Annotated in this window: 11 protein-coding genes; 5 read left to right on the top strand and 6 right to left on the bottom strand. The window is 72.0% G+C overall.

The window, feature by feature from the left end; all coding sequences use genetic code 11:
- Positions 1-24 precede the first annotated feature (24 nt).
- Positions 25-1,125, top strand: coding sequence for an alpha/beta fold hydrolase (locus RR1_RS15565; RefSeq protein ID WP_010837139.1), 1,101 nt, complete (start codon positions 25-27; stop codon positions 1,123-1,125).
- On the opposite strand, the gene RR1_RS15560 is transcribed toward RR1_RS15565, so the two are convergent.
- The 4 genes from RR1_RS15560 to RR1_RS15545 all read right to left on the bottom strand — a co-directional run bounded on the left by RR1_RS15560 (position 1,104) and on the right by RR1_RS15545 (position 3,498).
- Positions 1,104-1,613, bottom strand: a complete 510-nt coding sequence (locus RR1_RS15560; RefSeq protein ID WP_010837140.1) for an NlpC/P60 family protein — start codon at positions 1,611-1,613, stop codon at positions 1,104-1,106. The genes RR1_RS15565 and RR1_RS15560 overlap by 22 nt on opposite strands.
- A gap of 130 nt (positions 1,614-1,743) precedes the next feature.
- Entirely contained in the window at positions 1,744-2,613 is an 870-nt protein-coding gene (locus RR1_RS15555; protein ID WP_010837141.1) for a DNA-3-methyladenine glycosylase family protein, read from the bottom strand.
- Positions 2,598-2,975 (bottom strand): VOC family protein, encoded by a 378-nt coding sequence (locus tag RR1_RS15550; protein WP_010837142.1) that lies wholly within the window; start codon positions 2,973-2,975, stop codon positions 2,598-2,600. The genes RR1_RS15555 and RR1_RS15550 overlap by 16 nt, the downstream gene beginning before the upstream one ends.
- A 100-nt stretch (positions 2,976-3,075) precedes the next feature.
- On the bottom strand, positions 3,076-3,498 hold the full coding sequence (locus RR1_RS15545) for a pyridoxamine 5'-phosphate oxidase family protein (RefSeq protein WP_040772375.1): 423 nt from the start codon (positions 3,496-3,498) through the stop codon (positions 3,076-3,078).
- A 216-nt stretch (positions 3,499-3,714) separates the two neighbouring features.
- Between RR1_RS15545 and RR1_RS15540 the strand changes: the two genes are divergently transcribed.
- From RR1_RS15540 to recD, 4 genes are all read left to right on the top strand, one after another.
- The gene (locus tag RR1_RS15540) at positions 3,715-4,794 is read left to right on the top strand and encodes an alpha/beta hydrolase (protein ID WP_010837144.1); all 1,080 of its coding nucleotides are present in this window, start codon (positions 3,715-3,717) and stop codon (positions 4,792-4,794) included.
- A 98-nt stretch (positions 4,795-4,892) separates the two neighbouring features.
- Positions 4,893-8,189 carry an exodeoxyribonuclease V subunit gamma gene (recC, locus tag RR1_RS15535; protein WP_010837145.1) on the top strand — a complete coding sequence of 1,099 codons (3,297 nt, stop codon included), beginning with the start codon at positions 4,893-4,895 and terminating at the stop codon, positions 8,187-8,189.
- The gene (locus RR1_RS15530; protein ID WP_010837146.1) at positions 8,186-11,485 is read left to right on the top strand and encodes a UvrD-helicase domain-containing protein; all 3,300 of its coding nucleotides are present in this window, start codon (positions 8,186-8,188) and stop codon (positions 11,483-11,485) included. The genes recC and RR1_RS15530 overlap by 4 nt, the downstream gene beginning before the upstream one ends.
- Positions 11,482-13,356, top strand: coding sequence for an exodeoxyribonuclease V subunit alpha (recD, locus tag RR1_RS15525; RefSeq protein ID WP_040772382.1), 1,875 nt, complete (start codon positions 11,482-11,484; stop codon positions 13,354-13,356). The genes RR1_RS15530 and recD overlap by 4 nt, the downstream gene beginning before the upstream one ends.
- On the opposite strand, the gene RR1_RS15520 is transcribed toward recD, so the two are convergent.
- Both RR1_RS15520 and RR1_RS15515 read right to left on the bottom strand, forming a co-directional pair.
- Positions 13,325-14,293 carry a carbon-nitrogen hydrolase family protein gene (locus RR1_RS15520; protein ID WP_010837148.1) on the bottom strand — a complete coding sequence of 323 codons (969 nt, stop codon included), beginning with the start codon at positions 14,291-14,293 and terminating at the stop codon, positions 13,325-13,327. The two genes, recD and RR1_RS15520, sit on opposite strands and share 32 nt — an antisense overlap.
- Positions 14,290-14,900, bottom strand: a 611-nt coding sequence (locus RR1_RS15515) for a LysR substrate-binding domain-containing protein (protein WP_202951405.1), incomplete at its 5' end; no start/stop codon positions are given. The genes RR1_RS15520 and RR1_RS15515, both read right to left, overlap by 4 nt.

The following is a 14,900-nucleotide window of genomic DNA, read 5'->3' as shown; positions in this document are numbered from 1 at the left end:
CGCGGGCGGCGGAAGGGGCGAGAGGTGACGAGTGCTGCAGTTCGCCGCGACGCAGAGCGCGGCGCCACCGGGGACGACGCCGCCCCCGGCCGACTCGAGGACTCGGCTCCGTTCGACGTGTTCGCACACGATCGTGGCTGCACCGTCGCGGCCGACGACGGCGTCGCGCTCGCCGTCCGCGAGGTCGGGCCCCACGACGCGCCGCTGACGGTCGTGTTCGTGCACGGCTTCTGCAATCGGATGGACGGCTGGGCGCTGCAGCGGCTGCATCTCGAACGCGAGTGGGGCGCCCGGATCCGGATGGTCTTCTACGGCCACCGCGGTCACGGGCGCTCCGACGTCGCCCCGAGGGAGACGTGCACGATCGGCCATCTCGCCCACGATCTCGATTCCGTTCTGCGCGCGATGGTCCCGTCGGGACCGATCGTTCTCGTCGGGCATTCGATGGGCGGGATGACGGTGCTCGCGTACGCGGGCATGTTCCCGGAGGTCGTCGCGGAGCGCGTAGTGGGCGTGGGGCTCGTCTCGACGTCGGCGGGCGCGTTGTCACGCTCGGGCGTCGCCCGCACTCTCAACACGCCGATCGTGTCGGCGTTCCGGATGGCGGCGGCGCGGGCACCGCGTGTCGTGCAGGGCGGTCGCGACGCGGCGAAGCGGGTCATCGCCCCGATCGTGAAGTCGGCGTCGTTCGGTGATCGCCGGGTCGATCCCGTCGTCGCGCGATTCTCGGACCGGATGATCAACGAGACGTCGCTGCGCACGCTCACCGATTTCCTGCCGACGTTCGAGCTGCACGACGAGACGGCGTCGGTCGGCGTTCTCGCGCTCGTGCCGACGGTCGTCGCGTGCGGGACGAAGGACATGCTGACCCCGCTCGGCAACTCGAAGTTCATCGCTCGCGCGCTGCCGGACGCCGAGTTCGTGCAGGTGCCCGGTGCCGGTCACATGCTGCAACTCGAATGCCCGGATCTCGTCGGCGGTCTGCTCGACGATCTCGTGACCCGCGCCGTCGAGCAGGTTCCGGTCGAGCCGGCGTGGCCCGACGTCGCCGGTGCGCTCCGGGGCCTGGTCCGCGCGGGACGCGAGTGGACGGTGCGGGTGGGTCAGAAGCGGCGAATGTCGTAGACGTGGAAGTTCGACAGCGGCGTCAGGCCGACGGGGACACCGAGGCCGTACGCGTTGAACACCTGCCCGAAGCCCGCGTAGATCCCGATGTGCGACGCGTCGCGGTGGAGGACGACGATGTCGCCCGGCGCGATCGCCCACAGCGGGATGCTCGTACCGACTTCGGCCTGCTCCCACGTGGTGCGCGGCAGGTCGACGCCGACCTGCCGAAACGCCCATTGGACGAGTCCGGAGCAGTCCCAGGCGTGGGGTCCGACACCGCCCCAGAGGTAGGGCTTCCCGGTCTGGGTCGCGGCGGCGGCGAGGGCCGCGAGCCCGGTCGGGGTGGGGATCGGCATCGGCACGAACGCCGAACCCGAGGAACTGCCGGATGTGCTGCCCGATCCCGCGGCGGGAGTCGGTTCGGCGTGCGCGACGGACGGCGCGACCAGGGCCGCGGCGCAGGCTGCTGTGGCGGCCCACAGGGCGACGCGGTGGTGTCGGTGCACGGCGTGACCTCGCTTCGCTACGGAACGACGGCGGGAGACGATGCTGTGATCCGGTGACGGGTGTCACGTCGCGATCACGAATCGAGGGTAGCGAGCCGACATCTTCACCGGACCGAAATCGCACGCCGGGTCAGGCGCTGTAACTCGCGGCCGTCCAGACGTGGAATATCCCGTACGCGCGCAGCGGCGACCACGGCGCGACGACGGCGCGAGCCCTGGCCTCGGTCACGCCGCCGAGCGCTCGGCGCAGCACGAGGTCGCCGGTCGGGGCGGCGTCGCGATCGCCGAGCCGGAGCGCGAGGTACTCCGTCGTCCACGGCCCGATTCCGGCGATGCGGGCTGCGCGCATCGAGTCGCGCAGGCCCGACGCCGTGAGGTCGACGTCGCCGTCGCACACCGCCGCCGCGAGGTCGTGCAGGGTCTGCGCCCTGCCGCGCGGCATGCGGACGACGTCGCGCACCTCGGCCACACCGAGATCGCGCACCTGCCGGGCGGTCGGGAACGGTGCGAGACCGGGCTCGTCGCGCAGCCGGGTGACGAGCCTGCCCACGAGCGTGCGCGCACCGGCGAGCGAGACCTGTTGTCCCAGAACGACCGACGCCGCGGTCTCCCACGGATCGGCGCTGCCGAGGATGCGCAGCCCCGGGCGTTCGCGAACGAGGGGAGCGAGGTCGTCGAACCGCGCCAGCGCACTGCCGACGGCGTCGGGATCGACGTCGAGATCGAGCCAGCCGCGCACACACGTCTCGACGGCGGGGTCGCCGGCGCCCGGCCCCGCGGCGGTGAGCGTGAGGGTGTCGGCACCGGGCTCCGGCCATGCGACGTCGACGTGCGCGGGCCCGGACGGGGTGCGCAGTGTGCGCCGGACGCCGGTGTCGTCGGCCTCCTCGACGCCGGGCACCGCGTGCACCGCCGTCACCCGCCGGAGCGGATCGGCCGCGAACGGCGGGTGCAGCGGCAGGGCGAGGGCGCGGGTGCCGTCGGTCAGGCGTTCTCCCACAGGCCGATCACATTGCCTTCGGTGTCCCGGAACCGCGATGCGAACCCCATGTCGCCCACGGGGGTTCGGTCGTCGAGCTTCGTTCCGCCGAGCCGTTCGATCGTCGCGAGGGCGTCGTCGATGCTGTCCACCTCGACGACGACGGAGGGCCCGGAGCTCTCGCCGCTGCGCGGGAACATCCCGCCGCCGATGTAGCCGGGCTCGGTGGGCATTCCGTTCTCGTCGACGGGGCCCGTCCCGACGAAGGTGTAGTCGAGCCCGGGTGGGGACTCGGTCGTCCACCCGAACGCCTCGCCGTAGAAGGCGCGGGCGCGATCGCCGTCGTCGTAGGGAATCTCGAAATGGGTGATCCTGCCCGACATCGCCGTCTCCTCGCTCGCTGACCCGGTCCTCTCGACGATAGGACGGGAAGCGGCAGGTCTGCGGGCTGTCGAGACAACTGGACTCACTCGGGAATCGGCGTCACGACGGTGTGCGCTCGAACCGCCTGCCGGTGATCTCGCGAGGCGTGATCTCGACGTAGTTGTACTTCTCGGTCGGCTCCCACGCCTGCAACCCGAGGCTGTCGACCTCGTTGATCTCGCCGAACGCGGTGAGGGTGCGGGCCGTGCCGTGCACGACGACGCTCCACGCCACCGAGTCGTCGGCGTGGTCGGTCTCGAAGGCGACCTCGGGGCTCAGTGTGAGCCCGGCGAGCTTGCTGCCTTCGGCGGTGCGGAAGAACAGCTTTCCGCCGCGCGCGGCGTAGTTGATCGGGAAGATCTCGGGCTTGCCGTCCGCGACGATCACGATGCGGCCCAGCCCGGTGTCGCCCATCGCCTCCCAGCACTGGGGTTCGGTCAGGTGCTCGCCGCCGTGTTCCGTGACGTTCTCGTAGTCGCTCATCGGTGTTCCTTCCCGGCGGCCGTTCCGCTGTGCTGCGGCAGATCTTCTCCATTCTCCCGCGCGGGGATCGGGCGTGGCGGAGATTCCGGCGTGATCCGCACTGCGCGCCACAGCTGGTGTTCTGTCCCGACGCCCGATCGGGTACAACCAGTGCACGCAGTGACGAATCGGACATCCGGTTCGTGATCGACCCACCCGTGCCGAGCAGGAGGCGTCATGACGACAACGGACCGTCCCATCACGAGGAGGGTCCCCGAGCTGGGCATCGCGGCCCGCGTCCAGCGCTCGGTGCTGCAGGGCTTCGCCAAGCTGCCGCAGCGCGTCCTTGACACGCTCGACGTCCGGCCGACGACGAACGCCGACGGCGAGCGGCTGGCCTCGGAGATCCGGATCGCGCTGCTGGCACTGGATGCCCTTCCGGGTGAGGACTTCGTCGATCTCCCCGTCGACCAGGGACGGGATCACCTCGACCTCGAGGCCGCGCTCTTCGCCGAGGACTTCGCGCCGTTCGCGTTCGAGGAGGACCTCGCGATCGCGGGCCCGGGCGGGACGATCCCCGCGACCAGGTACCGCGCGACGGCGGGGACGCCGCGCGGCCTCGTCGTGTACTTCCACGGCGGCGGCTGGGTCCTCGGCAACAGGTTCAGTACGCAGTCGCCGGTCCGCTTCCTCGCGCTGCATGCGGGAGTGGACGTGCTGAGCATCGACTACCGCCTCGCGCCCGAGAATCCGTTCCCGGCGGCGATCGAGGACGCCCACGCCGCATGGGAGTTCGCGGTGGCGAACGCGCGCGGGTGGGGGATCGACCCGTCGCGGATCGTGGTGGCCGGAGACAGCGCCGGCGGCAACATCAGCGCCGTGCTGTCGAACGGGCTGCGCGGCGCGGCGGTCACGCCCGCGTTGCAGGCGCTGATCTTCCCGGCGACCGACCTCGCGGGCGAATCGGCCTCGTACCACGAGTTCGGTGAGGGTTTCTTCCTCACGCGCACGCACATGGAGTGGTACAAGGATCGCTACGTCCCCGACCGCGCCCAGCGGACCGACCCCCGGGTCTCGCCGCTGCACACCCCCGACCTGTCGGGGACGGCGCCCGCGTTCGTCGCTGTCGCAGGCTTCGATCCGTTGCGCGACGAGGGCATCGCGTACGCCCGCCGGCTCGAGGAGGCGGGCGTGCCCGTGACGCTCGATCGCGCACCCGGGCTGATCCACGCGTACATCAACGTCACGGGCGTGAGCCGGACGGCACGCACCGCGACGCTGCGCATCGCCGACGCGATCGTGCGCGCCCTGGGCTGACGCGCGCCGCACCGGCGATCCGGGCCGGGCCGCCGGTAGTATCCGGGCCGTCGGAAAGTGGGGCGGTCGAGGTGTTCGGGCCGTCGGGAAGGGGCGGGATGCTGCGGCTGCACCGGGCACTGCGTGCGGACGCACTCGCCACCGGTCTCGCGGAGGTTCTCGCCGCACCGTTGCCGGATCCGTTCGCGCCCGAGGTCGTCGCGGTGCCCGCGAAGGGCGTCGAGCGGTGGCTCTCGCAGGTCCTCGCCACCGAGTCGGGTGGCGCATCGCGTGACGGCGTCGCCGCGAACATCGCGTTCCCGCACCCGTCGCGGCTCGTACGCGACGTACTCGCGCAGGCCACCGGGCGCGATCCCGAGCGCGATCCGTGGTCGCAGGAGCGGCTGGTCTGGACGGTGCTGAGCGTCGTCGACGACGCCGAGGGCCTGCCGTGGGCGCGGGTGCTCGATCGCCATCTCGGGCGCGGAGACACCGGTCCGTCCGGCTCCGACCGCTCGGGCCGCAGACTCGCGACGGCCGCCCACCTCGCCGATCTGCTGCGAAGCTACGGCGCCTCGCGCCCCGCGATGCTCGCGGACTGGGGGCGCGGCGGCGTCTCGGACGGCGCCGGTGGAACCGTTCCGGACGACCTCCGCTGGCAGATCGAGGTGTACCGCGGTGTCCGGGACCGGGTGGGCGGCGCACCCGCCGAGACGCTCGACGAGGACTGCCGCCGGATTCGCGACGATCCCGACGCGATCGACCTGCCCGCCCGGCTCTCGCTGTTCGGCCCGACCAGGCTCACGACCGAGGAACTCACCGTCCTCGCGGCGCTCGCGGACCGGCGCGACGTCCACGTCTGGCTGCCGCACCCGAGCCCCGCGATGTGGGAACGCCTGCGGGAGTATTCGATTCCCGAGAATCGAGCTGCCGACCGGTCCGCGCTCGCCGTCGCGCACCCGCTGCTCGCCGACCTCGCCCGCGACGTCCGTGAGCTCGAGTTCCGCGCCCGCACGACGGGAGGGGAGAGCGACACCGTCGGTCCCGGGGAGCCCGCCGGGACATCGCTGCTCGCCCGCCTGCAGGCCGACATCGCGAACGACCGCGAGCCGGAGCGGAGCGCGTCCGCAGCCGACGGCTCGTTCGAGGTGCATGCGTGCCACGGCGCGCCGCGGCAGGTCGAGGTGCTGCGCGAGGTACTGCTCCACGCGTTCGAGGACGACCCGGATCTCGAGCCGCGCGACGTCGTCGTGATGTGCCCCGACGTCGAGACCTACGCCCCGCTCGTGCGTGCGGCGTTCGGGCAGCTCGATCCCGGCGGCGCGGGAGATGCGCACCCCGGGCACAGGTTGCGGGTCCGGATGGCCGATCGTTCACTGCGGCAGACGAATCCGATTCTCGCCGTCGTCGCACGCGTACTGGACCTCGCGAGCGGCCGCGTCACGGCGACCGAACTGCTCGATCTCGCCGCCGCCGGCCCCGTGCGCACCCGCTTCGGCTGGGACGACGACGAACTCGAGCGCCTCCGCGACTGGGTCACGGCCTCGGGCGCGCGCTGGGGTATCGACGCAGCGCAGCGCAGCGACTACGGGCTCGGCTCGTTCGCGCAGAACACGATCGGCGTCGGGCTCGACCGCATCCTGCTCGGGGTGTGCGCCGACGCGTCCGACGGCTGGCTCGATCTCGTCGCACCGCTCGACGACGTCGATTCGTCGGACATCGATCTCGCGGGGCGCTTCGCCGAGTTCGTCGATCGGCTCTCGCGCGTCCTCGGCTCGCTGCGGGGCGACGCGCCCGTGGCGGCGTGGGTCCAGGCGCTGACGTCCGCGATCGACCTGCTCACCGCCACCGTTCCCGCCGATGCGTGGCAGATCGCGCTCGCCCGCCGGGAACTCGCCGCCGCCACCGAGCACGGCGAAGCGGCGACCGTGGGGCTCGCCGACGTGCGTTCGCTGCTCGCACGCACGCTCGCGGGCCGTCCGACCCGCGCCAACTTCCGGACCGGGGAGCTCACGGTGTGCACGATGGTGCCGATGCGCTCGGTGCCGCACCGCGTCGTCATCCTGCTCGGGCTCGACGACGACGTCTTTCCCCGCACGCTCGACGTCGACGGCGACGACGTGCTCGCCCGCAATCCGCTCGCGGGGGAACGTGATCCGCGCAGCGAGGACAGGCAGTTGCTGCTCGACGCCGTGATGTCGGCGACGGAGCGACTCGTCGTGCTGTACACCGGATTCGACCCCGTCACCGGTACGCGCAAGCCGCCCGCGGTGCCCGTCGGCGGGCTGATCGACGTCGCCGTCGCGATGACGGGTGAGGACGACCGCACACGGGTCGTGCGCGAACATCCGTTGCAGCCCTTCGACGCCCGCAACTTCCGCCGGATCGAGGGCGTGCGCGAGCGCCCGTTCTCGTTCGACACCGTCGCACTCGCGGGGGCACGTGCAGCCGCGGCGCCGCAGCGGGCGCGGCGCGAACTCGCCCACGTCGATCTCGGTCCCGCCGAACCGGGCGACGTGGACCTCGCCGATCTGGTCGCGTTCGCGCAGCACCCGGTCCAAGGGTTCGTGCGGCAGCGACTGGGGGTACGTGTCCCCGAGGACGACGACGAGATCGTCGACTCGCTCGACACCACCCTCGATCCGCTCGCGAAATGGGATCTGGGAGAACGGATGCTGGCGTCGCGCATCGCAGGGCACGACGCCGCCGAGTTCCGTGCCTCGGAGTGGCGGAGGGGGACGCTGCCGCCGTTCGCACTGGGTGCGCACGGGCTCGCGGAGGTCGAGTACACCGTCGATCGGCTGGCGGACGCGTGCCGGCCGCTGTACGCCGCACCGGCGACGGTCGTCGACGTCGCGATCGATCTCGGTGGCGGCCGCACCCTCACCGGTACCGTCACGGGTCTCCACGACGGCGTACTCGTCCGGTCGTCCTTCTCCCGCCTCGCCCCGAAACATCGCATTGCGGCGTGGATCCAGCTGCTCGCGGCGGCGTGTGTGTCGTCGACGACGCGCGCGGTGTGCACGGGACGCGGCAGGGGATCGCGCCCGACGTGGCGATCGACGTTCACGGCACCGGACGATCCGCATGCGATCCTGCGGTCGCTCGTCGCTCTGCGCGACTCGGGTCTGGCGCGGCCGTTGCCGGCCGGTCCGACGGCGAGCGCCGCGTACGCGGAGCGGCGCGCGCGCGGCGAGGGCGAGGACGAGGCGCTCGCCGCGGCGTCGGCCAGATGGGCCGATCGATTCGGTGACGCGACGGACCGCACGATCGAGTACGTGTACGGCCCGCAGTCGCCGTTCGAGGAGATCGCGTCCGCGCGTACCGATCACGCGACCGAGTCGACGCTGTTCGGGGCGACCGCGTGCATCCTGTGGGGCGGGCTCTTCGCGCACGAGACGGAGGGGCAGCCGTGACGTTCGATCTGTTCGGGCCGCTGCCTACCGGCACGACGGTCCTCGAGGCCAGTGCGGGAACCGGAAAGACCTACACCATCGTGGGACTCGCGACGCGCTACGTCGCCGAGGGTGTCGCGAGCATCTCGGATCTGCTGCTGGTGACCTTCAGTCGCGCGGCGACACTGGAACTGCGCGAACGCACGCGCGAGCGGTTCACCGCGACGGCGACCGCGCTCGCCGATCCCGCCGGCGCGCGGGAGCATCCGGACGGCGTGGTGCGTCATCTCGCGACGGGAACCGACGAGGACGTCCGTGAACGCCGCGAACGTCTCGTGTCGGCGCTCGCGGACTTCGACGCCGGCACGATCGTGACGACGCACAGCTTCTGTCAGCGCATGCTCGACGGGCTCGGCGTCGCGGGCGATCGTGCTCCGGACGTCCAGTTCGTCGAGACCGTCGACGATCTGGTCGCGGAGGTCGTCGGCGACATCTACCTGCGGGCCTACGCGAAGTCCGACGTCGTGCCGTTCTCGGAGAAGGATGCACTCGCGCTCGCCCGCGACGCCGTCGGCGACGCCGAGTCGATCCTCGAACCGGAGCCCGACCGGGAGACCGAGTGGGGCCAGCGGGTGCTGTTCGCCGACGCGGTGCGACGCGAGGTCTCGGCGCGCAAGCAGCGGGGCGGGATCCGGGACTTCGACGACCTGCTGGTGCTGCTGCACGCCGTCGTGTCGGACCCCGAGTCCGGTGAGTCCGCATGCCGCCGGATCCGGGAGCGCTACCGCGTCGTGCTCATCGACGAGTTCCAGGACACCGACCCGCTGCAGTGGGACATCCTTCGCCGTGCGTTCCACGAGCACACGACGCTCGTTCTCGTCGGCGACCCGAAGCAGGCGATCTACGCCTTCCGGGGCGCGGAGGTGCTCAGCTATCTCGACGCCGTCCGCCATGCCGGGACGCACGCCGAGCTGACCGCGAACTGGCGTACCGACGCACCGCTCGTCGGCGCGCTCGAGCACGTGTACGGCGGCGCCGCGCTCGGGCATCCCGAGATCGTGGTGCGTCCGGTGTTGGCGGTGCGCACCGAGTCTGCGTGCCCCGGGGGCGCGCCGTTGCAGATCCGCGTACTGCCTCGTTCGGCTGCCCGGGCGCGTCCGGCGCCGAACGGATTTCCGCCCGTCGCGGCGATGCGCTCGGCGGTGGCGTCCGACGTCGCGTCGGCGATGCTCGCGTTCCTGCGCAGCGGTGCAACGATCGAGCGGAACGGGGTGGCGAGGTCCGTGGAGCCGGGCGACATCGCCGTCCTCGTGCGGACACGCAACCAGATCGACCTGGTGCGCGATGCGCTCGACGAGGTCGGCATCCCCTCGGTCCTCGCCGGGGGCACGAGCGTCTTCGCGACCCGCAGCGCGCGCGAGTGGTCGTGGGTGCTGCGGGCGCTCGAGCAGCCGTACCGCGCCGACCGCGTTCGCCTCGCCGCGCTCACCCCGCTGTTCGGGTGGAGTGCAGCGGATCTCGACGAGCATCGCGACGACGCGCTCGCGCTGATCGGGTCGGAACTGCGCGAGCTCGCGGCACTCTTCGAATCCACCGGATTCGCCGCGGTCTTCGAGACGCTGTCCGCGCGCTCGAGGCTGGACGAGCGGATGCTGGCCGAGGTCGCGGGGGAGCGTGCTCTCACCGACCTACGGCACATCGCGCAGGTGCTGGGCCGCGTCGCGCTCGAGAACGACTACGGCGTCGCGGAGCTCGCGCGATGGCTCGGCGAACGGATCGACGAACCGACGATGGGGACGACGGGCGACCGCAGCCGGCGGCTCGACAGCGACGCGGCGGCCGTCCAGATCGCGACCGTCCACGCGAGCAAGGGGCTCGAGTTCCCCATCGTGTACGTCCCGTTCGCGTGGGACGCCGCGCGCCATCCCAAACCCGCGACGTTGCTGTTGCATTCGGAGGACGGGCGTCGCGTGCTCGACGTCGGCGGACCCACGGCACCCGGCTATCGCGAGCGGCGCTCCCGCGCGGAGGCCGAGGAGTCCGGTGAGGAACTGCGGCTCCTGTACGTCGCGCTGACCCGCGCGAAGAGCAGGGTCGTCGCGTGGTGGGCGCCGGTGTCGGCGACGTCGCGGTCGGCGCTGCAGCGTGTGCTGTTCGGCCGCGCCGCCGGAGCTCCGGACGTCGAAGCGAGTGCGCCCGTCCCCGACGATCGTGCCGTCGCACAGCTTTTCGCGGCGCGGGTCGCCGATGCCCACGGCGCGATCGAGGTCGTGGCCGGTGGTGCGCCGCGCGACGACGACGCGCGATGGTCGAGCGGAGGCACGGGCGACGACGCGCTGACGGCGGCCGTGTTCACGCGGACGCTCGACACCGCATGGCGGCGGACGTCCTATTCGGCGCTCACGGCGGCCGCGCACGACGCACCGGTGAGCGAGCCGGAGGTTCCGCAGAAGACGGACGAGCCGGAGGAGGCCGACGAGCTCGCGCCCCGTGTGGACGCGGACGACGTGGTGGACGCGATTCCCTCGCCCCTGAACGACTTCCCGGGCGGCACCGCCTTCGGCACGCTGGTCCACGAGATCCTCGAATACGTCGACACGTCGGCGGCGGATCTCGCGACCGAACTGACGACGCACTGCCGCGAGGCGGTGGCCGCGCACCTCGCGCCGGTCGACCCGGACGCGCTGGCGACGGGGCTGCTGCCCGTGCTCCACACTCCGCTCGGTCTGTCGTGGGCGCCCGGGATCGCGCTCGCCGACGTGGCGCCCCGGGATCGGCTCGCCGAGCTCGACTTCGAGCTTCCGCTCGCGGGCGGCCTGGTGCCGACCCACGGCGTCGTCGATCTGGGCGCTGTCGCGGCGACGCTGCGGCGCCGCCTGCCGGGCACCGATGTACTGGCGCACTACGCGGACGCGCTCGACGCGCTGGACACCGCTCCGATCCGCGGTTTCCTCACGGGCAGCATCGACGCCGTCCTGCGCGTCGGTGGACGGTTCGTCGTCGTCGACTACAAGACGAATCGTCTCGCGCCCGACGAGCTCACCACGGCGCACTACACGCGCGACCGGATGACCGAGGCGATGGTGCACTCGCACTATCCGCTGCAGGCGCTGATATATTCGGTTGCGCTGCACCGGTATCTGCGGCAGCGGCTCCCGGGGTACCTCCCGGAGGAGCATCTCGGGGGCTGCGCGTATCTCTTCGTTCGCGGCATGGCGGGGCCGCAGACGCCGCCCGAGTGCGGTGTGTACGGCTGGACGCCGCCGGCCGCCCTGGTCACCGAGCTGTCCGACGTTCTCGCGGGGAAGGTGCACTGATGGAGGCCCTCGTTCCGGTGGCCGCGAGCGGACTCGTCGGTGCCTTCGCGGAGGCGGGTGTGCTCACCGCAGCCGACGTGCACGTCGCGCACCGTCTCGGCCGCCTCGGCGGCGAGGCCTCGGAGCGGGTGCTGCTCGCCGCGGCACTCGCCGTGCGCGCCGTCCGATCCGGCTCGGTGTGCCTCGACGTCCGGCGGCTGAGCGAGGTCACGGTCGACGAACTCTCCGACGACGACATCGCGGCGCTCCCGTGGCCCGATCCCGTCGAGGTCGTCGCGGAGTTGCGGAAGAGCCCGCTCGTGATCGGCGGTGCGGGCGGGCCACTCGTCCCGTTGCGGCTCGTCGATTCCGACGAGGGCGAACTGCTCTATCTCGCACGCTACTTCGCGCAGGAACAGCAGATCCGCACGCTGCTCGACGTGCGCGCCGAGGACGTTCCCCGGGTGCGGCCGAGCGAGGTCCGCGCCGCGCTCGACGCGCTGTTCGTCGCCGCCGACGGCAGCCCTGCCCGCGCACCCGATCGGCAGCGCATCGCGGCGGCGCTCGCGGCGTGCCGGTGGACGACGGTGATCGCCGGCGGCCCCGGTACCGGCAAGACCCATACGGTCGCACGTATTCTCGCGTTGCTCGTCCGCGCCTCGCCGCGGCCATTGCGTATCGGGCTCGCCGCTCCGACGGGCAAAGCCGCTGCGCGCCTGCAGGAATCGATCGACGAACAGAGTGGGGTGCTCGGTCTCCCGCCGGGACCGAAGGCGATGACGCTGCACCGGCTGCTCGGCTGGCGCCGCGGCGGCGGGTCACGGTTCCGGTGGAACGCCGACAACCGGCTCCCGTACGACGTCGTCGTCGTGGACGAGACGTCGATGGTGTCGCTGACGCTCATGTGCCGGGTGCTCGAAGCGATGCGTCCCGATGCGCGGCTGATCCTCGTCGGCGACCCCGATCAGCTGACGTCGGTCGACGCGGGTGCCGTGCTCGCCGACCTCGTGGCGCGTCCCGTCCACGGCGAGATCGATGTCGCCGTACGTGAACTCGTCTCGTCCGATCTCGACGCGGCGTCGGACCCCGACGAGGCCGCGCTCTCGGCGGGCGAGCACCGCCGGCTCGCGTCCGGAATCGTCCGGCTGAGCCGAGGCCGCCGGTTCGGCGGCGACATCGCCGCGCTCGCCGTCGCGATCCGGGACGGCGACGACGACCGCGTCGTCGAGGTCCTCTCGTCGGGCTCGGACGCCGTCTCGTGGCGGGGGAGCGACGACATCGCGGAACTGCGCGACGACGTCGTGCGGTCCTCGGCGAACGTCACGCGCGCGGCACTCGCCGGTGACGCCGACGGCGCCCTCGCGCGGCTCGAAGAGCATCGGCTGCTGTGTGCGCATCGCGAAGGGCCGTACGGGGTTCGGCAGTGGGCGCGGCACGCGATGGAGTGGGTCGCCGCCGATACGGGACGGGCGCTCGATCCCGGCGGGTGGTGTCCGGGCCAGCCGCTGCTCGTGGCGGCGAACGATCACGAACTGCAGATCTACAACGGCGACACGGGCGTCGTCGTCCAGCTTCCGGACGGCTCGCTCGGCGCGGCCTTCGCGCGGGGACACGAGGCGATGGTGATCCCGCCGAGCAGGCTCGCGGACACGCACACGGTGTACGCGATGACGATCCACCGCAGCCAGGGCAGTCAGTACGACGTCGTCAGCGTCGTCCTGCCGGAGGAGTCGTCGTCGCTGCTGACGCGAGAGTTGTTGTACACGGCCGTGACGCGCGCACGCCGGCACGTCCGGATCCTCGGGAGCGAGGAGGCCGTCCGTGCCGGCGTGCGGCGCCGGGTGCTGCGCGCGAGCGGGCTCAGGCGCGAGATCCGTCCGTATCCGCGCTGACGTCGAGCGCGGTGTCGTCGACGAACCGGACGGCGGCCGCAGGGGCCGTGTCGACGTGCAGCGAGAACAGGTCAGGCCTGGCGTAGTGGCCCGTGACGTCGAAATCGAGGCTCTGCCGAACGATCTCGGACAGATCGACGTCGGCGTACAGGATGGCTTCCTCGTCGAACAGCGGGCCCGCGAGCACCTCGCCGCGGGGTGAGACGATCGCGCTGCCGCCGCGCATCACGACGTCGTCGGGCTCGGTCGCGAAGGTCGCGGCGTAGTCGTCCGGGTAGTCGCTGCGGCGCATCACCTGACACGCGGTGAGCACGTAGCAGCGGCCCTCGAGCGCGATGTGCTGCATCGACGGAAGCCACGTGTCGCGGTCGTCGGCGGTGGGCGCGCAGTAGATCTCGACGCCCTGCGCGTACATGGCGGTACGCAGCAGCGGCATGTAGTTCTCCCAGCACACCACCGACCCCAGCTTGCCCGCGGGCGAGTCGACCACCGGCAGTGTCGATCCGTCGCCGAACCCCCAGATGAGCCGCTCCGATCCGGTGGGCATCACCTTGCGGTGCGCGCCGACGACCGCGCCGGACTCGTCGATCATGACGATGGTGCAGTACATCGTTCGGCCCGCACGCTCGATGATGCCGGTGACGACGAAGACGTCGTGGGCGCGGGCGGCGTCGGCGAGGCGGCCGATCTCGGGGCCGTCGATCTCCACTGCCGCGCGCCAGGAACGGAGGAACTCGTCACGGCCCTCCTCGGTGCGGCGTCCCACCGGGCTGCCGAACGACAGCGCTTTGGGGTAGGTCCCGACGAACGCCTCGGGGAAGACGACGACCCGCGCGCCCGCGGCCGCCGCCTCCGCGATGTGGGCGACGGCCTTGTCCACCGTGGCGTCGGCATCGAACGTGACCGAACCGACCTGGGCGACTGCGACGACCGTCATGACGAGGTACCTCCTGAGGTGATGTCCGCCGGGGACAGTTCTGCCGGCGCGAGTGCTGCGGGGAGTTCTGTGGGGGAGTGCGAACGCCCGCGCGCGGTGACGGTGCGGGCGAGTTCGCCGAGGGTGCGCACCATCCACACGGTGCGCGGATCGCTGCCGCTGGTGCGATGCCAGAGTGCGGCGAGCGAGAAGGTCGGCATGGCGATCGGGGGATCGCACACCTCGAGGTCAGCGTGACCGGCGAACACCTCGGCGGCGTGACGCGGCATCGTCGCGACGCCCGCGACCTGGCGCAGCAGCAGCGGCACCATCGCGAAGTGCGCGGTGGACGCGACACGGCGACGGGAGAGCCCGTCGGCCTCGAGGACGTCGTCGACGATGCCGCGGGTCCCGTCCGCCGAGATCATGACGTGCGGCAGTGCGAGGTATTCGTCGAGCGTGAGCGCTCCCGTGTGCCCGATCGACGCCGGGTCGTAGAGGCACGCGTATCTCGACTCGAACAGCACTGTGCTGCGGATGTCCGGCCCCCACGGAGCCGAGGCGGCGACGCCGATCGTCGCCTTGCCCGACTCGAGCAGCGACGACATCGAGGCCCGATTGGCCTGAC

This window comes from Rhodococcus rhodnii NBRC 100604 (genome assembly GCF_001894925.1).
Classification (GTDB): domain Bacteria; phylum Actinomycetota; class Actinomycetes; order Mycobacteriales; family Mycobacteriaceae; genus Rhodococcus_F; species Rhodococcus_F rhodnii.
This window is presented reverse-complemented; position numbering and strand designations above follow the sequence as displayed.